Origin of the sequence: Streptomyces sp. NPDC047981, assembly GCF_040653315.1 — a bacterium.
In the GTDB taxonomy this organism is placed as follows: Bacteria; Actinomycetota; Actinomycetes; order Streptomycetales; family Streptomycetaceae; genus Streptomyces.
This window is the reverse complement of record NZ_JBEZNQ010000009.1, coordinates 62543-83591: the sequence shown is the minus strand read 5'-3', so window position 1 is coordinate 83591 and position 21049 is coordinate 62543. Positions and strand designations below refer to the sequence as shown.

The window sequence follows — 21049 nt, the reverse complement described above, 5'->3', positions numbered from 1 at the left end:
GCACCACGGAGAACGGCCCCCGGGCATACGCCCGGGGGCCGTTCCTCGTACCCCTCGCTACGCCTTCGGCAGCAGCCCCGTGACCTCGCCGACCAGCGGCAGGTCGTCCAGGCCCCCGCCCTTCGTGACGTGGTCCGTCACCAGGTTCGTCCCCACCGGCTTGAAGTCGGCGACCTGGGTGCCGATCCCGTTGTCGAGCGGGTCGACCCCGGTGTTGGCCAGCGGGTCCAGCTGGAGGTTCGTCAGCGGGCCCACGGCGTGGCCGGTGGCCCCGAGGGCCGACGCGGCGTCGCTGCCGAGGAGCGAGTCGACCGGCAGTGGCAGCGGGGCCGCCTGGGCGCCCGCGGCCCCCAGACCGAGCACGGCCGCACCGGCCGCCGTCACGGTCAGCCCGGCCTTCAGGAGGGCACCGCGACGGGCGGTCCCGGATTGCTTGTGACGCGCCATGAGAGTCCTTCGACGTTGAGTAAGCGCTGAGACACCTAGCGTAATCGACGTGTGATGCTCGATACCAACCGTTCCTCGGAGACTGAGCCGAAAGGAGCCGTGTTGCCACGAGTACCCTGCTCAGCCGCGCGCCCCGGACGGTGTTGGGCGTGCTGGTCCACCACGTTCTCGCCGTGTCCGGCGCCGACGGATCCTGTCCGCGGTCCGGGAGTACGGGGGCGGTTTCCCTCGCGCACTCGGGTGCCTGTCCGGGCCTGGGCGGTCCGATGCCCGTATCCATCGCTCTGGTGGGTACGGGGCGGTGCCGTCCGTCGCCTGATCGGGTGTCCGAGGGCGCGCCTGCCGATCGCAATGCTCGCGGCATCGTGACGGCTGGTCTTCCGGTTCTTACTGGTGAGGGGTTTCTGCCAATGCTGCGCTCCCCACAGGCTGGTGTAGGCGGGGTCGACGGCCACGATGGCGAGTCCCGCCTCTGCGGCCATGGCGACGAGGCGGGTGCGGAGCTTCCCGACCGGCAGGCCGGAGATCAACTGCCGGAATCGCTTTCGGCGACCGTGTTTCTCACGGCTCTTCTTCTCCGTGAAGTCCAGGTCTTCGATGGCGACAGCCTTCACACCGGTACGCCGGGCCCAGTTGATCAGCTGGGTCAGTGCGTGCCGGAGCGCCGCGTCCCGATGGGAAGCGGCGCCAGTCACGTCGTAGAAGAACTGGCGCGGGCCACCGATCGGGTTGCCGTGGGGGTCGAGGCGCCAGGCGGCGAGGTGGTCGGCGTTCATGTCCACCCCGACCACACCCTGCGCGAGTGCTGTGGTCACCGGAACCGGCTGGACGACTGGGCGCTGCCACGAGGCTGTCAGGTACCAACGGCGCCGAGACGTGTCGCGGTGAATGCGGTAGGCGACCGCCCGGTTGCCGGTGATGCGGTCGGCCCATTCCTCCCCCCGGTGAGCGAAAGCGACGCTGCCGGTCAGGGTGTAACGCCCGTGCGGGCTGTTCGCCAGTTGCGCCAAGGGCGCGGGAAGCTTGATCGACACCTCGCCGGTACCGGTGACACGGATCGTCTCGTTCCCGAACCGTTTCCCGGACTCGCCATCAGCGCTGAGGAACCAGCGTTCCGCCTCCCAGCGCTCTCGCCAATCCACCTCGGTCAGCCCGGCTTCGGCCAGATGATGGCGGGTGTTCAGCAGTCGCTTCCCGCCCCGCACCACTCGCACACGGCCTACGGCACGATCAGCCCGCGCGGCGGCCAGCCGAGCTTCGAGCCCGCGCAGACGGCGCGCCTTCGCATGCCACTCGCGACTCGACCGGTAACCACCCGGGGTCCGCTTCGACCCCTTCGCCCCGACCGGCAAGGACAACCGGTACCTGAGCGTCTTGACGCCGTTCTCCAGGTTCTGGACGTACGCGGCCTGACCACGACGTGCCAGGGCCCACTGGTCATGCGTCGCCTTGGTGACCGCACCCGCCCACCGCGAAGTCGACAAGGGTGTCAGCACCCGCTTCCGCACCGCCCACGAGTCCGCGCCGTGCCCCAGACCCTCGGCACACCGGGCCCTCAGGTCACGGGAGGCAAGCGAGCCCATGTGCGCACCGACCAGCCGCAACACCTCCTCGTCCCGGGGAGTGAGGTGCTTGAGGCGGGCGCGCACGGCCACCCCCGACGGACCAGGCACCACAACCGGCTCCGTCGACACCCGCACACCCCCCATGCTCCACCTCCGTCTCGTACGCGAACCCGGCAGCCGCACATGCGTATCAACGCACCACGCGGCCCGAGGTCACGCCCCGGGACAGAACCGCGACGACCCCACCGGCACACGCGCGCACACGCACGCTTTTTGTCAGTCAGCTCACAACCCCCTTCCTCAGGGGTCCCCTGCCCGGGGGAATGGTTCACACTGGTGTCCCGTGAGTTCTCAACCGATCCCGACGCGTGTCGTCCTGCTCGCGGGCCCCTCAGGCTCCGGCAAGTCGTCCCTCGCAGCCGTCGCCGGCCTCCCGGTCCTGCGCCTCGACGACTTCTACAAGGAGGGCGACGACCCGACGCTCCCGCTGGTCGCGGACAGCGCCGACATCGACTGGGACTCCCCCGGCTCCTGGGACGCGGAGGCCGCCGTCGCCGCGATCATGGACCTGTGCCGCACGGGCCGCACCGACGTGCCGGTGTACTCCCTCGCCACCAGCTCGCGCGTGGACCACGACGCCCTCGACATCGGCCGGACCCCGCTCTTCGTCGCGGAGGGCATCTTCGCCGCGGAGATCGTGGCGCGCTGCCAGGAGCTCGGCGTCCTCGCCGACGCCCTGTGCCTGCGCGGCCGCCCCTCGACGACGTTCCGCCGCCGTCTCCTGCGCGACCTCAAGGAGGGCCGCAAGTCGGTCCCGTTCCTGCTCCGTCGCGGCTGGCGCCTGATGCGCACGGAACGCTCCATCGTGGCTCGCCAGACCGAGCTGGGCGCCCACCCCTGCGCCAAGCAGGAGGCCCTGGGCCGCCTCGCCGCCGCCGCGGCGGGCCGCCACCGCACCCCCGTGGCCCGATAGGCCGCACAACGACGCGGGCGGTACAAGCTCCCCCGGCTTGTACCGCCCGCGCCTTTTCCCCCGTACGTTCCCCCGTACGCCCCCCGTGTTTCCCCCGTGCTCCCCCGTTTCCCCCCCGTGCCTCAGGCCACCAGCTCGCCGAAGGACTCCTCCTCGTCACGGCCGAAGCTCAGCACCTCGTCCTCGCGCAGCCTGCGCAGGGAACGCCAGATGCTCGACTTCACCGTGCCGACACTGATGTCCAGGATCTCCGCGATCTCCGGATCCGTACGGCCCTCGTAGTAGCGCAGCACCAGCATCGTGCGCTGGAGCTCGGGCAGCCGGGCCAGGGCCTGCCACAGGACCGCGCGCAGCTCCGTGCCGCGCATCGCGTCCGTGTCGCCCGCCGTCTCCGGCAGCTCCTCCGTCGGGTACTCGTTGAGCTTCCGCCGGCGCCAGGCGCTGATGTGCAGGTTCGTCATGGTGCGGCGCAGATAGCCGCCGACCGCCGCCTTGTCGCTGATCCGGTCCCAGGCCCGGTAGGTCGAGAACAGCGCGCTCTGCAGCAGGTCCTCGGCCTCGAACCGGTCACCGGTCAGGTGGTAGGCGGTGGCGTACAGGGAGGCACGACGCTCGGCGACGTAGGCGGTGAACTCCGCTTCGGACGCCGACTGCCGCTCCCCCTTGACCTCCCTGTACGCCGCTCCCCCGTCAGCCACGGCGACCATGTACGGCGCCTTGCGCTGACGCCCGGCGCTGCGAACGCACCCCCGCCCGTTCACACCGCCGGACTTCTCCGTCCCGCCCCGCACGACGACATCGTGGAGACGCGTGACCACTGCGCTCGTGGTGGTGCTGTGCAGTGCGTTCATCTCGCGCCCCCCGTCGGTTGGAGTCTGTTCGGTCCGTGTGCCAAGAACTCTGCCCGGGCACTTTCATCGGGGTGTCCGCCGACTGTCACAGCCGTGTCACAGGGGCGGGTCCCGCCGCACAGTCGAACTCCGACGGCCGCATGGGACAGAATGACGTCCGTGCCTTTCCTGTTGCTGATCGAGGACGACGACGCCATCCGCACGGCCCTCGAACTCTCCCTGTCACGCCAGGGCCACCGAGTGGCCACCGCGGCGACGGGAGAGGACGGCCTGAAGCTGCTCAAGGAGCAGCGTCCGGACCTGGTCGTACTGGACGTCATGCTGCCCGGCATCGACGGCTTCGAGGTGTGCCGGCGCATCCGGCGCACCGACCAGCTGCCGATCATCCTGCTCACCGCGCGCAGTGACGACATCGACGTCGTCGTCGGCCTGGAGTCCGGCGCCGACGACTACGTGGTCAAGCCGGTCCAGGGGCGGGTGCTCGACGCCCGGATCCGGGCCGTACTGCGGCGCGGCGAACGGGAGTCGACCGACTCGGCGACCTTCGGTTCGCTGGTCATCGACCGTTCGGCGATGACGGTGACGAAGAACGGGGAGGACCTGCAGCTCACGCCGACCGAGCTGCGGCTGCTCCTGGAGCTGAGCCGGCGGCCCGGACAGGCCCTGTCGCGCCAGCAGTTGCTGCGCCTGGTGTGGGAGCATGACTACCTGGGCGACTCCCGCCTGGTGGACGCCTGTGTCCAGCGGCTGCGCGCCAAGGTGGAGGACGTGCCGTCCTCGCCGACCCTGATCCGTACCGTCCGGGGTGTGGGCTACCGGCTGGACGTCCCTGCGTGAGAAGAGCGATATTCGCCGGGCTGCGCTTCACGAGTCTCCGGCTGCGTCTCGTCGTCGTCTTCGCGCTGGTCGCGCTCACGGCCGCGGTGTCCGCGTCGGGGATCGCGTACTGGCTGAACCGCGAGGCGGTGCTGACGCGGACGCAGGACGGCGCGCTGAACGACTTCCGGCAGGAGATGCAGAACCGGGCTGCGACGCTGCCGCTGCGTCCCACCGAGGACGATCTGCGGCGCACGGCCGACCAGATGGCGAGCGGCAGTGCCGGGTACAGCGTGCTGCTGCTCGGTGAGCGGGAGGCCGGTAAGCCGATCATCGGGGCCTCGAACCCGGACACGTTCACGCTTGCCGACGTGCCGGAGTCGCTGCGGACCGCGGTGGACACGGCGCGGCCCGCGACGGACGGCGAGACCAGCCCGTACCACCTGTTCTGGCAGCGGACGCAGCGCGGGAAGACGCCGTATCTGGTCGGTGGCACGCGCATCACCGGCGGTGGGCCGACCGGTTACATGTTCAAGTCCCTGGAGGCCGAGCGGGCCGATCTGAACTCGCTCGCCTGGTCGCTCGGGATCGCCACCGCGCTCGCGCTCGTCGGCTCGGCGCTGCTGGCGCAGGCGGCGGCCACGACCGTGCTGCGGCCGGTGCACCGGCTCGGCGAGGCGGCGCGGAAGCTGGGCGAGGGCGAGCTGGACACCCGGCTGCGGGTCTCCGGCACGGACGAACTGGCCGATCTGTCACGGACGTTCAACAGCGCGGCCGAGTCGTTGCAGAAGAAGGTCGCGGACATGAGCGCGCGGGAGGAGTCCAGTCGGCGGTTCGTCGCGGACATGTCCCACGAGCTGCGGACCCCGCTGACGGCGCTGACGGCCGTCACGGAGGTCCTGGAGGACGAGCAGGACGACCTCGATCCGATGATCGCGCCGGCCGTCGCGCTCGTGGTGAGCGAGACGCGCCGGCTGAACGACCTGGTGGAGAACCTGATGGAGGTGACCCGCTTCGACGCGGGCACCGCCCGGCTCGTCCTCGACGACGTCGACGTCGCCGACCAGGTCACCGCCTGCATCGACGCCCGGGCCTGGCTGGACGCCGTGGACCTGGACGCCGAGCGCGGGATCGTGGCGCGGCTCGACCCGCGCCGGCTCGACGTGATCCTGGCGAACCTGATCGGCAACGCGCTCAAGCACGGCGGTTCGCCGGTGCGGGTGTCGGTGCGCACCGAGGACGGCGAGCTGGTCATCGCGGTGCGGGACCACGGTCCGGGCATCCCGGAGGAGGTCCTGCCGCACGTCTTCGACCGCTTCTACAAGGCGAGCGCGTCCCGGCCCCGGTCGGAGGGCAGCGGTCTCGGTCTGTCGATCGCCATGGAGAACGCGCTGATCCACGGCGGTTCGATCACCGCCGCGAACTCGCCGGACGGCGACGGCGCGGTGTTCGTCCTGCGGCTCCCGCAGGACGACGAGCAGGACGAGCAGGACGGGGTGGAGGAGCGTTGAGCCGCCGCAGAACGGTCCGTACGGGCATGGTGGCGGCGGCCGTGGTCGTGGCCGCGCTCGCCTCCGGATGCGGGATCAGGACGACGTCGGTGCCGGTGGACGCGGGGCCCGGCCCCTCGCGGGTGCCGTGCAGCGTGACGGGCGACGAGGTCGCCGCGCAGTCGACGGGCGTCCCTGTCCGGGTCTACCTGATGTGCGGCTCGCAGCTGGAGGCGGTGGACCGGCGCTCGCCGGTGCCGCAGGAGAAGGCGAGCGGCAACCCGGTGACCACGGCGTCGGCGCTGCTCGCGCAGTTGCTGAGCGAGCCCTCGGAGAGTGAGCGGGAGGCCGGGTTCTCCACGGCCGTCAAGGGTCCGCTCGTCGTCTCCGGCGGCCGTCCGGGCGACCCGGTGGACACGCTGCGGCTCAGCCGGCAGCCGGAGGACCTGACGCCGACCGCGCTCGCGCAGATCGTCTGCACCTTCGCGCACAGCTCGGCGGGCGCGGGCGAGGAGTCCGTGGTCCTGGGCGGCCCGGGCCGGTACGACCCGCGCCGGTACGCCTGCACGACCGAGCTGCGCGAGCGTCCGGAGTCGGCGGCGCCGACGCTGGGCCTGCCGACCCCGTCGGCGTCCTGAGCCCGTCGGGGTCTCCTGAGTCCGTCGGGGTCGCCTGAGACCGTCGGCTTGTTGAGGCCGTCGGCTTGTTGAGGCCGTCGGCGTGTTGAGGCCGTTCTGGGAGGTCTGCGTCGCGGCGGAACCGATTCCGGGACGGGGCGCGTCTTGGGGGGCGTGCAGCGTCAAGGTTCGGGCGGCAGCGCCGCCGTGGTCGTACGCGTGGTGGGTTTCGCTCTCCTCCTCGCGCATCTGCTGCTCGTCGCCTGGGTGACACTCAGCCCACGCGACGTAGCCTGGGTGACCGCGCCGAACCTGACCCCACTCGCCGGGATCCGCGCGGATCTCGCGCTCGGCCCGGCCGAGGCGGCCCGGCGGATCGGCGAGGGCCTGCTGCTCCTGGCCCCGCTCGGGGTACTGCTGCCGATGGCCGACGGGCGGCTGCGCGTCTCCCCCTGGGCTTCCCTGGCCCGTACGGTCGCGGCCGGGGCGCTTGTGTCGCTGGCCGTGGAGCTGCTGCAGACCGCCGTGCCCGGGCAGGTCGTGGACATCGACTCGCTGCTCCTGAACACCGCCGGGGTGGCGCTCGCGCATCTGCTGGTGGTGCCCGCCGGGCGGGCGCGGCTGCGCCGGGGGCGGTACGGGGACGGCCAGAGGACGAGCGGGTCCTCCCCGCGTCGCAGGCCGGGCCGGGGTTCGGCCCTCCTGCGGGACGAGGGTTCTCAGGGGCCTACCCCGACGATTCCCAGGGTCGGGATCGCCCCGTAGACCGACGCTTTGTCCCCCCTTGGCGGGCGAGGATGGAGTCATCGGAAGCCCGACGGAGCGGCTTCCCGAAGACCCTCCCGAAGGAGCCCACCATGGCCGCACTTGCCCGCCCCCGTGACGGACGCATGATCGGCGGAGTGTGCGCAGCGCTGGCACGGCGCTTCGGCACCTCGGCCACCACCATGCGGGTCATCTTCCTCGTCTCGTGCCTGCTGCCGGGGCCGCAGTTCCTGCTGTACCTGGCGCTCTGGCTGCTGCTCCCGGCGGAGAAGTCGGCGAGCACCGCCTGGTAGCGGGCGCGAGGACGTACGTACGCCGATGGGGCGCTCACCCGGACCGGGTGGGCGCCCCATCGGCGTGGATGCGGTGCGATCAGCCGATCGGCAGGCCGCCGAGCGGCAGGGCGCCGACCGGGAGGCCGCCGAGCAGGCCGCCGACCGGGGTGTTGCCGAGCGCGTTGGTGGCGCCGTCGAGGGGGGCGTGCTCAAGGGCCTGGCCGGCGGCGGCCGGGACGGCCTTGGCGCCCTGGTCGACGGCGGCCTGGCCGCCCAGGAGGGACTCGGTGGCGCCCTCGGGGAGCTCGGTGAGACCGTCGCCCAGCGGCACGGTCGAGGTGACCAGGCCGAGCGCGTCGGGCGCGGCGGGCAGCGCCGGGGCGGCGGTGGCCGTGCCTGCGGCGGCAGCGGCGAAAGCGGCACCGAGGGCGGCGACACCGAGCGTCTTGGCGGCAGACTGCTTCATCAGAGAATCATCCTTGAGGATTTCGGGGAGGAAATTCGGGGAATGCAGAGCGGCTTTGCAACTTAGCCAGCGAATGACGCTCCCGCAAACACCGAAAGGCGGCCGGTCAGATGTTCCCCGGCCGCCCCGACGCCCCTCCCGGAGCCTGTATTCAGTCCGTCCTTCCGGCAGACTCGCTGGTCGTGGCGGTCTGCTGGAACAGCCATTCGGACTTCAGCTCGGCATACCCGGGCTTGATGACGTCATTGATCATGGCGAGACGTTCATCGAAAGGAATGAACGCTGATTTCATCGCATTGACCGTGAACCACGCCATGTCGTCGAGCGTGTAGTCGAATGCCTCGATCAGCAGCTCGAATTCCCGGCTCATGCTCGTACCACTCATCAACCGGTTGTCGGTATTGACGGTGGCCCGGAAGTGCAGCTTGCGGAGCAGGCCGATCGGGTGCTCGGCGATGGAGTCCGCCGCACCGGTCTGGAGGTTGGAGGTCGGGCACATCTCCAGCGGGACGCGCTTGTCCCTGACGTACGCGGCGAGCCGGCCGAGCTTCACCGAGCCGTCGTCGGCGACCTCGATGTCGTCGATGATGCGGACGCCGTGGCCGAGGCGGTCGGCGCCGCACCACTGGAGGGCCTGCCAGATCGACGGCAGGCCGAAGGCCTCGCCCGCGTGGATCGTGAAGTGGTTGTTCTCGCGCTTGAGGTACTCGAAGGCGTCGAGGTGGCGGGTGGGCGGGTAGCCGGCCTCGGCGCCCGCGATGTCGAAGCCGACGACGCCGGAGTCGCGGTAGCGGTTGGCGAGTTCGGCGATCTCCAGGGCGCGGGCCGCGTGCCGCATGGCGGTCAGCAGGGCGCCCACGCGGATGCGGTGGCCATTGGCGCGCGCCAGCCGCTCGCCCTCGCGGAAGCCCTCGTTGACGGCCTCGACGACCTCTTCCAGGGTGAGCCCGGCCTCCAGGTGCTGCTCGGGGGCGTAGCGCACCTCGGCGTAGACGACGCCGTCCTCGGCGAGGTCCACCGCGCACTCGGCGGCGACGCGGAAGAGGGCCTCGCGGGTCTGCATGACGGCGCAGGTGTGCGCGAAGGTCTCCAGATACCGCTCGAGGGAGCCCGAGTCGGCGGCCTCGCGGAACCAGATGCCGAGCTTGTCGGGCTCGGTCTCGGGGAGGTGGTCGTAGCCCTGCGCGAGGGCGAGTTCGATGATCGTGCCGGGGCGCAGTCCGCCGTCGAGGTGGTCGTGGAGGAGCACCTTCGGCGCGCGGCGGATCTGGTCCGCGGTCGGAACGCTGTGGGTCTGGCTCGTCATTGCCGCACTCTAGCCCCTACGCGCGTAGAGCGCCCCTCCTCAACTCGCTTGTCGATACGTAACAGTGACCGCGCGTACGGATGGCGTACACCTCGCCTTCTGAGACTGTTCTGCCATGGCGCACTCCGCACTCGTAGGGACCGCAGGAGGCCGGACACCCCGGCTCGGACGGCCTGTCGGCGCATCGCACCCCGGTACGGCGGTGGGCGGGGTGGTCCTGCTCCTCCCGGACGGGGAGGTCGCGTCCGGGCGGGGCGCGTCGGTCCGGGCGCACGCGGCGATGCTGCCGCTCGGCCGACGGCTCGTCAGGGCGGGCCGCGCGGAAGGCCTGGTGGCGCACGTGGTGCGGTACCGGGGGCGCGGCTGGAACGGCACGGACGCGGCGCTGGCCGCGGACGCGGAGTGGGCGGTCGCGGAGGCGGTACGGCGCTACGGCGACGTCCCGGTCTGCCTGGCCGGCCACGGGATGGGCGCGCGGGCGGCGTTGCGGGCGGCGGGGCACTCGGCGGTCGACGCGGTGCTCGGGCTCGCGCCGTGGCTGCCGGAGGACGACGTGGCGGCGGAGCCGGAGCCGGTACGGCAGTTGGTGGGGCGTCGGGTCCTGCTGGTGCACGGCACGAACGACGCGCGGACGGATCCCGAACTGTCCTACCGGCTCGCGGTACGGGCGAAGAAGGCGAACCGGGACACGTGCCGCTTCGAGGTCCACTCGGACGGGCACGCGCTGCGGCAGTACGGCGAGGAGGTGCGCGCGCTGGCGACGGACTTCGTCCTCGGCGCGCTGTTCGCCCGCCCGTTCGCCCGCCCGCTCGCCGACGCGCTGGCGGCTCCGCCGCCGCTGGGTCTGCGGATGCCGCTGGCGGCAGGCTTCGGACGGGCGGGCCGGCGCTAGCCCCGAGCGCAAGCGGGGCTTCCTCCCCCACCCCACCCCTTCCCGAAACTCTGACGAGCCCGGGGGCTCCGCCCCCGACCCCCCGGACGCGGCGGCTTCGCGCCGCCGGGGGGCGGCAGCTACGCGCCGCACCGACAGGCGGCTTCGCGAGGGGAGGGCGGGCGCGGGACGGCCGGGTGGGCGCGGCGGGTTCGGGGAGTTGGGGGTCAGTCCGGGAGGAGGTGGCCTCGTTTGTTCAGGAGGAACTTTTTGAAGGCGGCCACCGGGGGCGTGTCCGGGTGGCCGTCCAGCCAGGCGACGCCGATCTCGCGGATCGCACGGGGCGCCGTGACCGTGAGTTCGACGACGCCGGGGCGCGGGACCGCCGGGGGTGGCAGGAGGGCCACGCCGAGGCCCGCCGCGACCAGGCCGCGCAGCGTCTCCGCCTCCTCGCCCTCGAAGGCGACCCGGGGCGTGAAGCCGGCCTCGGCGCACAGGTCGTCCGTGATGCGGCGCAGTCCGTAGCCGGGCTCCAGGGTCACGAAGGTCTCGTCCGCCGCCTCCGCGAGGCGGACCCGCTTGCGGGCGGCGAGGCGGTGGTCGTCCGGGACGACCAGGCGCAGGCGCTGCTCGTCCAGGCGACGGGCCACCAGGTCCGGGGCGTCCGGGACGGGAGACGTGAGGCACAGGTCCAGCTCGCCGGCCCGGAGCCGCTCGATCATCGCCTCGCCGTAGTTCTGGACGAGCGTGAAGCGGACCCTCGGGTGGTCCACCCGGAAGGCCCGGAGAAGGGCCGGGACCGTCTCCGAGCCCATCGTGTGCAGGAAGCCGAAGGCGACCCGCCCCGTCGCCGGGTCCGCGTCCGCCCGTACCGAGTCGGCCGCCCGCTCGACCTCGGCGAGTGCCCGCTCGGCCGAGCCGAGGAACGTCCGGCCCGCCGGGGTCAGCGAGACCGTGCGGCCCTTGCGGGCGAACAGGGACACCCCGAGGTCCTGTTCCAGCCTGACCATCGCCCGGGAGAGCGTCGACTGGGGGACGCCCATCTCCGCCGCCGCGCGGGTCACGTGCTCGTGCCGGGCCACCGCCGCGAAGTACGCGAGCCGCGGCGCGAGCAGCAGCCCCATGTCTTCTTCGTAACTACTCGGTGACAGCCGACCCTGTGACCTGTACTCATGCACCATGGGAACGATTACAGCAGTTCCATGCATTGGACGCATGAGAACGATCGTCCTACGTTCGATGTATGCCTTCCGCCAGTACCGAGGCGGCCGCCACCAGCACGGCCGCCCTCGACACCCGTCTCGCCCCCGGAGCGTCCGGCTACCGCCGGATGAGCTTCGCGCTCTTCGCCGCCGGCCTCGCCGCCTTCGCGCTCCTCTACTCCACCCAGGCCCTCCTCCCCGCGATCTCCGCCGAGTTCGGCGCGAGCGCCTCCGCCGCCTCGTGGACGGTCTCCGCCGCGACCGGCGCGCTCGCCCTCCTGGTCCTGCCGATGAGCGCCCTGTCCGAGCGCTTCGGCCGGCGCCGGATGATGACCGTCTCGCTCTCCGTCGCGGTCGCCGTCGGACTCCTCGTCCCCTTCGCCCCGAACCTGGAGTGGCTGGTCGCCCTGCGCGCCGTCCAGGGCGCGGCGCTCGCGGGCCTGCCGGCCTCCGCGATGGCCTTCCTGGCCGAGGAGGTGCGGCCGAAGGCGCTGATCGCGGCGATCGGTCTGTTCGTCGCGGGGAACTCGATCGGCGGCATGAGCGGCCGTATCGTCACCGGCTGGGTGGCCCAGATGTGGGGCTGGCGCGCGGGGCTCCTCGCGGTCGGTCTGATGGCCGTGGTCTGCGTGGTCGCCTTCCGGGTCCTCATCCCCAAGGCACGTCACTTCACGCCGGGTTCGCTCAACCCCAAGCTGCTCGCCACGGCGGTCCGCACCCACCTCTCCGACCCGCTCCTCGTCCGGCTGTACGCGATCGGCGCGCTGTTCATGACGGTGTTCGGCGCGGTCTACACGGTGATCGGCTACCGGCTCGTCGAGGCGCCGTTCTCGCTCCCCCAGGGTGTGATCGGCTCGATCTTCCTGGTGTACCTGGTCGGTACGGTCTCCTCCGCGGCCGCCGGGAAGCTGGTCGGCCGGCTCGGCCGGCGCGGGGCGCTCTACCTCGCGGTCGGCACCACCGCCGCCGGGCTGCTGCTCTCGCTCGCCGACAATCTCGCCGCCGTCCTCGCGGGCCTGGTCCTGATCACGGCCGGCTTCTTCGCCGGGCACGCGGTCGCCTCCTCCTCGGTGAGCCGGACCGCGAAGACCGGCCGCGCGCAGGCCTCGGCGCTCTACCAGTCCGCGTACTACGTCGGCAGCAGCGTCGGCGGCACGCTCGGCGCGATCGCCTTCCACGCGGGCGGCTGGGCGGGCACGGTGCTCCTGGGCCTGGTCGCGGTCCTCGGCGTCGTCTCGATCACCCTCTACGGCACGCACAGCGCCCGGGTCGAGGCCAGGGCGCAGGAGGCGCGGGCGCACCGGCCTCGGCTCCGTACGGCGCACTGAGACACGTCCCGGAAGGCTCCCGGAAGACGGCCCGAAACCGGCGCCCCGTCCGTACAACCGGAACGCTCCCCCGCTCGTCCTAAGTCTTAGGACCCTAGGGGGAGTTGGTGATCATGAACGGAATACGGAAGCGCGCCGGGATCGTCCTCGGCATCACGTCGATGGTGGTGCCGCTGACGGTGGCCCTCGGCGCGGGGACGGCCCAGGCCGCGTCGTGCAACGTGACGACCGGGCCGTACCAGAAGCAGGTGGAGAAGTTCCTGGGCCGGACGGTGGACGGGAAGCAGTCGCTCGCCGACTGCAAGGCGATCCAGTCGTTCCAGCGCACGCACGGCATCACGCCGACCATGGGGTACGCCGGTCCGCTGACGTGGCGGACCATGAACACGATGATCCAGCAGAAGGCGGCCGGGAAGACCCCGAACAAGGCCGGCACGTGTCCGACCAACAAGGGCCGGATCGCCTGCGTCGACCTGACGCGTCAGCTGTCCTGGATCCAGGACGGCGCGAAGCTCAAGTACGGCCCGGTCCCGGTGCGTACGGGCAAGGACGGGACCGAGACCCGTACCGGCGCCAAGAAGATCTACTGGCGCAGCATCAACCACTGGTCGACGATCTACCACGTCTCCATGCCGTACTCGCAGTTCTTCGACGGCGGGCAGGCCTTCCACTCGACGACCAAGTCCATGTGGAACCCGCCGGGCTCGGGCGGCTGCGTCAACATGCGCCCGGCCGACGCCAAGGCGTACTGGAACCTGCTCAAGAACGGCGACGACGTGTTCGTCTACGGGCGGAAGCCGGGAACCTGACCCCGGTTGTCAGTGGGCTGCGGTAGCTTCCCCTCATCGGCACAGCACCGGTGCCGATGAGGGGCGACTGGGGTGGACCTGCATGAGTGATCTGGCGACCACGGCCGAGGACCGGCACTCCGAGCTGGAGAAGTACCGCACGGAGCTGACGGGTTACTGCTACCGGATGCTCGGCTCGTCCTTCGAGGCGGAGGACGCCGTGCAGGACACGATGGTCCGCGCCTGGCGGTCGCTCGACTCCTTCGAGGGCCGCTCCAGCCTGCGTTCCTGGCTCTACCGCATCGCGACGAACGTCTGCCTGGACTCGCTCAACGCGGGGAACCGGAGGGCCAGGCCCATGGACCTCACGGCCGCGACGCCGGTCGCCCAGGCCCAGTTGAACGCCCGGCCGGAGGTCACCTGGCTGGAGCCGGTCCCGGACGGGCGGGTGCTGCCGTCGGTGGCCGACCCGGCGGAGACGGCGGTGTCCCGCGAGACCGTGCGGCTCGCGTTCGTCGCGGCCCTGCAGCACCTGCCGCCGAAGCAGCGCGCGGTGCTGATCCTGCGCGAGGTGCTCGCCTGGAAGGCGAGCGAGGTCGCCGAGCTGCTCGACACCACGGTCGCCTCGGTCAACAGCGCGCTCCAGCGGGCACGCGCGACGATCGCGGAGAACGAACCGGCGGCCTCGGACGCGGCGGACCCGCTGGACGAGGAGCAGAAGCAGCTCCTGGAGCGCTATGTCGCGGCCTTCGAGGGCTACGACATGAAGGCGCTGACCGCGCTCCTGCACGAGGACGCGACGATGTCCATGCCGCCGTACGACCTGTGGCTGCGCGGCCACGACGACATCGTGGGCTGGATGCTCGGCGTCGGTGACGTCTGCCGGGGCTCGAAGCTGGTCCCGACCGTGGCGAACGGCTCCCCGGCGTTCGCGCACTACCACCCGGACCCCGAGGGCGGATACAGCCCGTGGGCGCTGATCGTCCTGGAGCTGCGGGACGGCAAGGTCGGCGGGATGGACTTCTTCCTGGACACCAAGCGCTGGTTCCCGCTCTTCGACCTGCCGGAGCGGCTGGAGGCGTAGCTCCTCCCGCCCGCGTCACACGAGGCCGGCGAGGCCGACGAGATCGAGCAGTCGGCGCAGCTCGCCGCCCGCGCCCTCGAACCGCAGCCGGTGCCCGCGCCGTCGGGCGGCGAGCCGCAGCCGGGCGAGCGCGTCCACGGCCGCGAGATCGGCGTGCGTCAGCCCGCCGACGTCACAGATCACGTCGGTGGGTGCCGCCTCTCCGAGCAGCGCGCAGAGCCGCGCCACCTCCTCGGGGGTGGCGCGGGCGGCGAGGGTCAGTACGAGCGGTCCAGTGGTGTCCACACCAGGGAGACCCGCGCCGCGCCCGGAACTCATCGGCGGAGCTCGGTGGCCGCTTGTGCGTCGAAGCCGTCCGCGCACGGCGAAGGGGCCGGTGGCGAGCCACCGGCCCCTTTCACGGGGAGGGCCGTCGTCAGGCGATGCGGTCCAGGACGATCGGGTTCGGGGTGAACGTGGTGCCCTCGGGCGCGATGTCCCAGGAGCCGGTCAGGGACTCCAGGGCGTAGTCGAACTTCTCCGGGGTGTCCGTGTGGAGGGTCAGCAGCGGCTGGCCCGCCGTGACCGTGTCGCCCGGCTTGGCGTGCAGTTCGACGCCCGCGCCGGCCTGGACCGGGTCCTCCTTGCGGGCGCGGCCCGCGCCGAGGCGCCAGGCGGCGATGCCGATGTCGTACGCGTCGAGGCGGGTCAGGACGCCCGAGGCGGCCGCCGTCACGACATGCTGCTCGCGCGCGACGGGCAGGGCGGCGTCCGGGTCGCCGCCCTGGGCCGCGATCATCCGGCGCCAGACGTCCATCGCCGAGCCGTCCACGAGCGCCTTCGCCGGGTCCGCGTCCTTGATGCCGGCCGCGTCGAGCATCTCGCGCGCGAGCGCGATCGTCAGCTCGACCACGTCCGCCGGGCCACCGCCCGCGAGGACCTCGACGGACTCGCGGACCTCCAGGGCGTTGCCGGCCGTGAGGCCCAGCGGGGTGGACATGTCGGTGAGCAGCGCGACCGTCTTCACACCGCTGTCGGTGCCGAGGCCCACCATCGTCGAGGCCAGCTCGCGGGCGTCCTCCAGGTTCTTCATGAACGCGCCCGAGCCGACCTTCACGTCCAGGACCAGGGAGCCCGTGCCCTCGGCGATCTTCTTCGACATGATCGAGCTGGCGATCAGCGGGATCGCCTCGACCGTGCCCGTGACGTCGCGCAGCGCGTAGAGCTTCTTGTCGGCCGGCGCCAGGCCGTCGCCGGCCGCGCAGATCACCGCGCCGGTGGTGTCCAGGACGTTCAGCATCTCCGCGTTGGACAGCAGCGCGCGCCAGCCCGGGATCGACTCCAGCTTGTCGAGCGTGCCACCGGTGTGGCCGAGGCCCCGGCCGGAGAGCTGCGGGACGGCCGCGCCGCAGGCGGCGACCAGCGGGGCGAGCGGCAGGGTGATCTTGTCGCCGACACCGCCGGTGGAGTGCTTGTCGGAGGTGGGGCGGGAGAGCGAGGAGAAGTCCATGCGCTCGCCGCTCGCGATCATCGCCGCGGTCCAGCGGGCGATCTCCGCGCGGTTCATGCCGTTCAGCAGGATGGCCATGGCCAGGGCGGACATCTGCTCGTCGGCGACCACACCGCGGGTGTAGGCGTCGATGACCCAGTCGATCTGCTCCGGGCTCAGCTCGCCCTTGTCCCGCTTGGTGCGGATGACGGAGATGACGTCCATGGTGGTGCCTCTTTCTACGCGCATAGAGGGGTGAGAGGAGAGAGCGGCCCTCCCCATGGTGCCGGAAGGGCCGCTCTCCTCGGTGTTACTTCCTGAGGTGACCGGGGCCGAACGCCTGCGGAAGCATCTCCGCCAGCGTGACGAACCCGGCCGGGGTCTCCAGGACGAGCTCGGGGCCGCCGAACTCGTACAGCAGCTGCCTGCACCGCCCGCACGGCACCAGGGCCGCGCCCTCGCCGTCCACGCAGACGAAGTGGGTCAGCCGGCCGCCGCCGGTGGCCTGGAGCCGCGAGACGAGCCCGCACTCCGCGCACAGCCCGAGGCCGTACGAGGCGTTCTCCACGTTGCAGCCGGAGACCGTGCGCCCGTCGTCGACCCGGGCCGCCGCGCCGACCGGGTAGCCCGAGTACGGGGCGTAGGCGTGGGACATGGCGTCCCTGGCCTCCGCCCGCAGGGCCTCCCAGTCGGCTTCGCCGAGGGGCGAGGTCACTTGCCCTCGCCCTTGCGGTAGCGCATGCCGTCCGCCTTGGGCATTCGCAGGCGCTGCGCGGAGAGCGACAGCACCAGCAGGGTCACCACGTACGGCGTGGCGCTGACGAACTCGACCGGGACGGTGTCGGTACCGAGGTACCAGATGAAGACGCCGACGCCGATGACGATGGCGATGGAGGAGGTGATCCAGCGCTTCTTGTACGCCTTCCAGGCCGCGATCGCGACGAGCACCGCGAACAGCAGCAGGAGCAGCGCGTGCACGGACTCGCCGCCGCTGCGCAGCTGGAGCGCGTCGGCGAAGCCGAACAGGCCCGCGCCCATCGCCAGGCCGCCCGGCCGCCAGTTGCCGAAGATCATCGCCGCGAGGCCGATGTAGCCGCGGCCACCGGTCTGGCCCTCGTTGTAGATGTGCGAGGTGACCAGCGACAGGAAGGCGCCGCCGAGGCCGGCCATACCGCCCGAGACGATCACGGCGATGTACTTGTACTTGTAGACGTTGACGCCGAGGGACTCGGCGGCGATCGGGTTCTCACCGCAGGAGCGCAGGCGCAGACCGAACGAGGTCTTCCACAGCACGAAGAACGTGCCGATCACCAGCAGGACGGCGATGATCGTGACCACCGAGACGTTGGTGACCAGGCCGCCGAGGATGCCGGCGATGTCCGAGATCAGGAACCAGTGGTGCTTCTCGATGTCGGCCAGCCAGTCGGACAGGCCCGGGATCGTGACCGAGGTGATCTCCTCGGCCGGCGGGGACTGCTTGGGGCTTCCGCCCTTCGCGGCGGCCTCGCCGGAGTTGAACCACAGCTTGGCGAAGTAGGTGGTGAAGCCGACCGCCAGGATGTTGATCGCGATACCGGAGATGATGTGGTCGACACCGAAGGTGACCGTGGCGACCGCGTGCACCAGGCCGCCGACCATGCCGCCCAGGATGCCGGCGAGGATGCCGAGCCACGGGCTGGTCTGCCAGCCGGCCCAGGCACCGAAGAAGGTGCCGAGGATCATCATGCCTTCGAGGCCGATGTTCACCACACCCGCGCGCTCGGCCCACAGACCGCCGAGACCGGCGAGGCCGATCGGCACGGCGAGCGAGAGCGCGGCGCCGATCTGGCCGGCCGAGGTGAGGTCCTGCGCGCCGGTGATGGCGCGGACGGCGGAGAGGGCGATGAGCCCGCCCGCGACGATCAGCAGGATCCAGGGCAGGGAGAGGCGGGTGCGGCCGCCCTTGCCACCGGCCGCCTTGGGCGCGGCGGGCGGCGGGGTGGAAGTCGCCGTGGCGGTCACGCCGACACCTCCGTCGAGTTGTTGGAACGGGCCTGGGCCGCGAGCTTCTCGCCGACCTGGCGCTGCTGGCGCTTGAGGCCGTAGCGGCGGACGAGTTCGTAGGCGATGACGACGCAGAGGACGATGACGCCCTGCATGACGCCGACGATCTCCCGGTCGTAGTCCTCGAACTCCAGCTGCTGGCCGCCGCGCTCCAGGAAGCCCCAGAGGATCGCGGCGAGCGCGATGCCGATCGGGTGGTTGCGGCCGAGCAGGGCGATGGCGATACCGGTGAAGCCGATGCCGACGGGGAAGTCGCCGCCGAACTCGTAGGAGTCGTTGAGCAGCGTCGGCATACCGATCAGACCGGCCATGCCGCCGGAGATCAGCATGGACGTGACGACCATCTTCTTGACGTTGACGCCGCTGGCCGCGGCCGCCGTGTCGGACTGGCCGACGGTGCGCAGGTCGAAGCCGAAGCGGGTGCGGGAGAGCGTGAACCAGTAGCCGATGCCCGCGATGACCGCGACGACGACGAAGCCGTAGATCGGGGTCGGCGTGGTCGGGAAGTCGAAGAAGCGCGAGGACTCCGGCAGCGGGGTCGTGGCGACCTTCGTGCCGGCGGCGTCCAGGTGGCCGAGCCGGCCGGGCTGCAGCAGGTAGCCGATGATCGCGGTGGCGATGAAGTTCAGCATGATCGTGGAGACGACCTCGCTGACACCCCGGGTGGTCTTCAGGACACCGGCGATGCCCGCCCACATGGCGCCGACGATCATCGCGGTGATGATGATCAGCGGGATCTGGACGATGCCCGGCAGGGTCAGCGCGCCGCCGACGGCGGCGGCGAAGAACGCGGCGAGACGGTACTGGCCGTCGACACCGATGTTGAACAGGTTCATGCGGAAGCCGATGGCCACCGCGATGCCCGCCAGGTAGTACGTCGTCGCCTTGTTGATGATGTAGACCTGGCTGTCCGACTTGATGCCGTAGTCGAACATGATCCCGAAGGCGCTGAACGGCTCCTTGCCGGTCGCCGCGAGCACCAGGGCGGTGATCAGGAAGGCGGCGACGATCGCGAGCACGGGGGCCGCGATGCCCAGGAGCAACCGCTCCTTGTCGAACTTCTTCATCGGGCCTCGTCCTCCGGGCCGTCGGTGCCCTCAGGGCTCTCATCGTGCTCAAGGTGACCGGCGGCGGCACCGGTCATGGCCGAGCCCAGCTCCTCCGGGGTGATGGTCGCCGGGTCGGCGTCGGCCACCAGACGCCCGCGGTACATCACGCGCAGGGTGTCGGAGAGGCCGATCAGCTCGTCCAGGTCGGCGGAGATCAGCAGGACCGCGAGGCCCTCCCGGCGCGCCGCGCGGATCTGGTCCCAGATCTGCGCCTGCGCGCCGACGTCCACGCCCCGGGTGGGGTGGGCGGCGATCAGCAGCTTGGGGTTGTGGCTCATCTCCCGGCCGACGATCAGCTTCTGCTGGTTGCCGCCGGAGAGGGAGGCCGCGGTGACCTCGATGCCGGGGGTGCGGACGTCGTACTCGCGGACGATCCGCTCGGTGTCCTTGCGGGCGGCCTTGAGGTCGAGGACGGCGCCCTTGGAGTTGGGCTTCTCGGTGACGTGGCCGAGGATGCGGTTCTCCCAGAGGGGGGCCTCCAGGAGCAGACCGTGCCGGTGGCGGTCCTCGGGGATGCAGCCGATGCCGTCCTCGCGCCGCTTGCGCGTCGGGGCGGAGGAGATGTCGGCGCCGTCGAGGGTGACGACACCCCGGTCGGCGTGGCGCATGCCCATGATCGTGTCGACGAGCTCGGACTGGCCGTTGCCCTCGACGCCGGCGATGCCGAGCACCTCACCCTTGTGGATGGTGAAGGTGATGCCGCCGAGGACCGCGCGGACCACGCCGTCGGGGTCGACGGCGCTGAGCGACAGGTCCTGGACCGTCAGCATCGGCACGTCCGTGACCGTCGACTCGCGGGTCTCCGGCGAGGGCAGCTCGGCGCCGACCATCAGCTCGGCGAGCTGCTTGGTCGTGGTGTTCCTCGGGTCGGCGGTGCCGACCGTGGTGCCGCGCCGGATGACGGTGATCTCGTCGGCGACCGACAGGACCTCGCCCAGCTTGTGCGAGATGAAGATGACCGTCAGGCCCTCCGCCTTGAGTTCGCGCAGGTTGTCGAAGAGCGCGTCGACCTCCTGCGGGACGAGCACGGCGGTCGGCTCGTCGAGGATCAGGGTGCGGGCGCCGCGGTAGAGGACCTTGAGGATCTCCACGCGCTGGCGGTCGGCCACACCGAGGTCCTCGACGAGCACGTCGGGACGGACGCCGAGGCCGTACGCGCCGGAGATCTCCTTGATCTTGGCGCGGGCCTTGTCACCGATGCCGTAGAGCTTCTCGGAGCCGAGGACGACGTTCTCGAGGACCGTGAGGTTGTCCGCGAGCATGAAGTGCTGGTGCACCATGCCGACGCCGCGGGCGATGGCGTCACCGGGGCTGTTGAACGTCACCTGCTCGCCGTCGACCGTGATGGTGCCCTCGTCCGGCTTCTGCATGCCGTAGAGGATCTTCATCAGGGTCGACTTGCCCGCGCCGTTCTCGCCCACGAGGGCGTGCACGGTGCCGCGGCGCACGGTGATGTCGATGTCGTGGTTGGCCACGACTCCGGGGAAACGCTTGGTGATGCCGCGGAGTTCTACGGCGTTGGGACTGCTGGAGCTGGAGGCTTTGATGACGCACTCTCCTAGGCAGGGAGCGTGAGGAGGGGATG

The 21049-nt window shown here is 71.4% G+C and carries 22 protein-coding genes; 10 read left to right on the top strand and 12 right to left on the bottom strand.

Translation table 11 applies throughout. The features are described from left to right. Positions 1-57 precede the first annotated feature (57 nt). Positions 58-447 carry a hypothetical protein gene (locus AB0E14_RS08165; RefSeq protein WP_362413727.1) on the bottom strand — a complete coding sequence of 130 codons (390 nt, stop codon included), beginning with the start codon at positions 445-447 and terminating at the stop codon, positions 58-60. A 35-nt stretch (positions 448-482) separates the two neighbouring features. After that, positions 483-2141: an IS200/IS605 family accessory protein TnpB-related protein gene (locus tag AB0E14_RS08160; RefSeq protein ID WP_362413725.1), complete on the bottom strand. Its 1659-nt coding sequence runs from the start codon at positions 2139-2141 to the stop codon at positions 483-485. Between the two features lie 214 nt (positions 2142-2355). On the opposite strand from AB0E14_RS08160, the gene AB0E14_RS08155 reads away from it, so the two are divergent. Continuing rightward, on the top strand, positions 2356-2985 hold the full coding sequence (locus AB0E14_RS08155) for an ATP-binding protein (protein WP_362413723.1): 630 nt from the start codon (positions 2356-2358) through the stop codon (positions 2983-2985). Between the two features lie 122 nt (positions 2986-3107). On the opposite strand, the gene AB0E14_RS08150 is transcribed toward AB0E14_RS08155, so the two are convergent. Next, entirely contained in the window at positions 3108-3836 is a 729-nt protein-coding gene (locus AB0E14_RS08150; RefSeq protein ID WP_362413721.1) for a SigE family RNA polymerase sigma factor, read from the bottom strand. Between the two features lie 159 nt (positions 3837-3995). Between AB0E14_RS08150 and afsQ1 the strand changes: the two genes are divergently transcribed. The 5 genes from afsQ1 (at position 3996) to AB0E14_RS08125 (ending at position 7817) form a co-directional block, all read left to right on the top strand. Further along, complete coding sequence (afsQ1, locus tag AB0E14_RS08145) at positions 3996-4673, top strand: two-component system response regulator AfsQ1 (protein WP_181019089.1); 678 nt, start codon at positions 3996-3998, stop codon at positions 4671-4673. Then, positions 4670-6163, top strand: a complete 1494-nt coding sequence (locus AB0E14_RS08140) for a HAMP domain-containing sensor histidine kinase (protein WP_362413718.1) — start codon at positions 4670-4672, stop codon at positions 6161-6163. The genes afsQ1 and AB0E14_RS08140 overlap by 4 nt, the downstream gene beginning before the upstream one ends. Continuing rightward, on the top strand, positions 6160-6780 hold the full coding sequence (locus AB0E14_RS08135; RefSeq protein ID WP_362413716.1) for a hypothetical protein: 621 nt from the start codon (positions 6160-6162) through the stop codon (positions 6778-6780). The genes AB0E14_RS08140 and AB0E14_RS08135 overlap by 4 nt, the downstream gene beginning before the upstream one ends. Positions 6781-6933: 153 nt before the next feature. Further along, positions 6934-7524 (top strand): VanZ family protein, encoded by a 591-nt coding sequence (locus AB0E14_RS08130; protein ID WP_362413714.1) that lies wholly within the window; start codon positions 6934-6936, stop codon positions 7522-7524. Positions 7525-7616: 92 nt separating this feature from the next. After that, the gene (locus AB0E14_RS08125; RefSeq protein WP_262006996.1) at positions 7617-7817 is read left to right on the top strand and encodes a PspC domain-containing protein; all 201 of its coding nucleotides are present in this window, start codon (positions 7617-7619) and stop codon (positions 7815-7817) included. Positions 7818-7896: 79 nt separating this feature from the next. Here the strand turns inward: AB0E14_RS08125 and AB0E14_RS08120 are convergent, their stop codons facing one another. Together AB0E14_RS08120 and AB0E14_RS08115 are read right to left on the bottom strand one after the other, a co-directional pair. Beyond that, positions 7897-8265 carry a hypothetical protein gene (locus tag AB0E14_RS08120; RefSeq protein ID WP_362413711.1) on the bottom strand — a complete coding sequence of 123 codons (369 nt, stop codon included), beginning with the start codon at positions 8263-8265 and terminating at the stop codon, positions 7897-7899. A 151-nt stretch (positions 8266-8416) separates the two neighbouring features. Further along, entirely contained in the window at positions 8417-9571 is a 1155-nt protein-coding gene (locus AB0E14_RS08115; RefSeq protein ID WP_362413709.1) for an adenosine deaminase, read from the bottom strand. A gap of 115 nt (positions 9572-9686) precedes the next feature. Between AB0E14_RS08115 and AB0E14_RS08110 the strand changes: the two genes are divergently transcribed. Continuing rightward, on the top strand, positions 9687-10463 hold the full coding sequence (locus tag AB0E14_RS08110) for an alpha/beta hydrolase (RefSeq protein WP_362413707.1): 777 nt from the start codon (positions 9687-9689) through the stop codon (positions 10461-10463). Positions 10464-10669: 206 nt separating this feature from the next. Here AB0E14_RS08110 and AB0E14_RS08105 read toward each other — a convergent pair whose 3' ends face one another. Continuing rightward, a complete protein-coding gene (locus AB0E14_RS08105; RefSeq protein ID WP_362413704.1) occupies positions 10670-11623 on the bottom strand; it encodes a LysR family transcriptional regulator in 954 nt (317 codons plus the stop codon). 62 nt (positions 11624-11685) lie between these two features. Between AB0E14_RS08105 and AB0E14_RS08100 the strand changes: the two genes are divergently transcribed. The 3 genes from AB0E14_RS08100 (at position 11686) to AB0E14_RS08090 (ending at position 14844) form a co-directional block, all read left to right on the top strand. Next, a complete protein-coding gene (locus AB0E14_RS08100) occupies positions 11686-12972 on the top strand; it encodes an MFS transporter (RefSeq protein WP_362413702.1) in 1287 nt (428 codons plus the stop codon). A gap of 161 nt (positions 12973-13133) precedes the next feature. After that, positions 13134-13781, top strand: coding sequence for a L,D-transpeptidase (locus AB0E14_RS08095; protein ID WP_362413872.1), 648 nt, complete (start codon positions 13134-13136; stop codon positions 13779-13781). An 82-nt stretch (positions 13782-13863) separates the two neighbouring features. After that, the gene (locus AB0E14_RS08090) at positions 13864-14844 is read left to right on the top strand and encodes a sigma-70 family RNA polymerase sigma factor (RefSeq protein WP_362413700.1); all 981 of its coding nucleotides are present in this window, start codon (positions 13864-13866) and stop codon (positions 14842-14844) included. Positions 14845-14859: 15 nt separating this feature from the next. Here the strand turns inward: AB0E14_RS08090 and AB0E14_RS08085 are convergent, their stop codons facing one another. The 6 genes from AB0E14_RS08085 to AB0E14_RS08060 form a co-directional block, all read right to left on the bottom strand. After that, positions 14860-15129, bottom strand: a complete 270-nt coding sequence (locus tag AB0E14_RS08085) for an STAS domain-containing protein (RefSeq protein WP_362413698.1) — start codon at positions 15127-15129, stop codon at positions 14860-14862. Positions 15130-15259: 130 nt separating this feature from the next. Continuing rightward, positions 15260-16537 (bottom strand): thymidine phosphorylase, encoded by a 1278-nt coding sequence (locus AB0E14_RS08080; RefSeq protein WP_362413696.1) that lies wholly within the window; start codon positions 16535-16537, stop codon positions 15260-15262. Between the two features lie 85 nt (positions 16538-16622). Beyond that, positions 16623-17027: a cytidine deaminase gene (locus tag AB0E14_RS08075; protein ID WP_362413694.1), complete on the bottom strand. Its 405-nt coding sequence runs from the start codon at positions 17025-17027 to the stop codon at positions 16623-16625. Then, positions 17024-18313, bottom strand: coding sequence for an ABC transporter permease (locus AB0E14_RS08070; RefSeq protein ID WP_362413692.1), 1290 nt, complete (start codon positions 18311-18313; stop codon positions 17024-17026). Before AB0E14_RS08070 ends, AB0E14_RS08075 begins: the two co-directional genes overlap by 4 nt. Beyond that, positions 18310-19422, bottom strand: a complete 1113-nt coding sequence (locus AB0E14_RS08065) for an ABC transporter permease (protein WP_362413690.1) — start codon at positions 19420-19422, stop codon at positions 18310-18312. Before AB0E14_RS08065 ends, AB0E14_RS08070 begins: the two co-directional genes overlap by 4 nt. Beyond that, positions 19419-21011: an ABC transporter ATP-binding protein gene (locus AB0E14_RS08060; RefSeq protein ID WP_362413870.1), complete on the bottom strand. Its 1593-nt coding sequence runs from the start codon at positions 21009-21011 to the stop codon at positions 19419-19421. The genes AB0E14_RS08065 and AB0E14_RS08060 overlap by 4 nt, the downstream gene beginning before the upstream one ends. Between the last annotated feature and the right edge of the window lie 38 nt (positions 21012-21049).

Bases quoted from the DNA above. Each gene is read 5' to 3' on its own strand.
- AB0E14_RS08125 (WP_262006996.1), top strand. From the start codon at position 7,617: ATGGCCGCACTTGCCCGCCCCCGTGACGGACGCATGATCGGCGGAGTG.
- AB0E14_RS08090 (WP_362413700.1), top strand. From the start codon at position 13,864: ATGAGTGATCTGGCGACCACGGCCGAGGACCGGCACTCCGAGCTGGAG.
- AB0E14_RS08110 (WP_362413707.1), top strand. From the start codon at position 9,687: ATGGCGCACTCCGCACTCGTAGGGACCGCAGGAGGCCGGACACCCCGG.
- AB0E14_RS08065 (WP_362413690.1), bottom strand. From the start codon at position 19,422: ATGAAGAAGTTCGACAAGGAGCGGTTGCTCCTGGGCATCGCGGCCCCC.
- AB0E14_RS08165 (WP_362413727.1), bottom strand. From the start codon at position 447: ATGGCGCGTCACAAGCAATCCGGGACCGCCCGTCGCGGTGCCCTCCTG.
- AB0E14_RS08115 (WP_362413709.1), bottom strand. From the start codon at position 9,571: ATGACGAGCCAGACCCACAGCGTTCCGACCGCGGACCAGATCCGCCGC.
- AB0E14_RS08100 (WP_362413702.1), top strand. From the start codon at position 11,686: ATGCCTTCCGCCAGTACCGAGGCGGCCGCCACCAGCACGGCCGCCCTC.
- AB0E14_RS08080 (WP_362413696.1), bottom strand. From the start codon at position 16,537: ATGGACGTCATCTCCGTCATCCGCACCAAGCGGGACAAGGGCGAGCTG.
- AB0E14_RS08095 (WP_362413872.1), top strand. From the start codon at position 13,134: ATGGTGGTGCCGCTGACGGTGGCCCTCGGCGCGGGGACGGCCCAGGCC.
- AB0E14_RS08120 (WP_362413711.1), bottom strand. From the start codon at position 8,265: ATGAAGCAGTCTGCCGCCAAGACGCTCGGTGTCGCCGCCCTCGGTGCC.
- AB0E14_RS08150 (WP_362413721.1), bottom strand. From the start codon at position 3,836: ATGAACGCACTGCACAGCACCACCACGAGCGCAGTGGTCACGCGTCTC.
- AB0E14_RS08105 (WP_362413704.1), bottom strand. From the start codon at position 11,623: ATGGTGCATGAGTACAGGTCACAGGGTCGGCTGTCACCGAGTAGTTAC.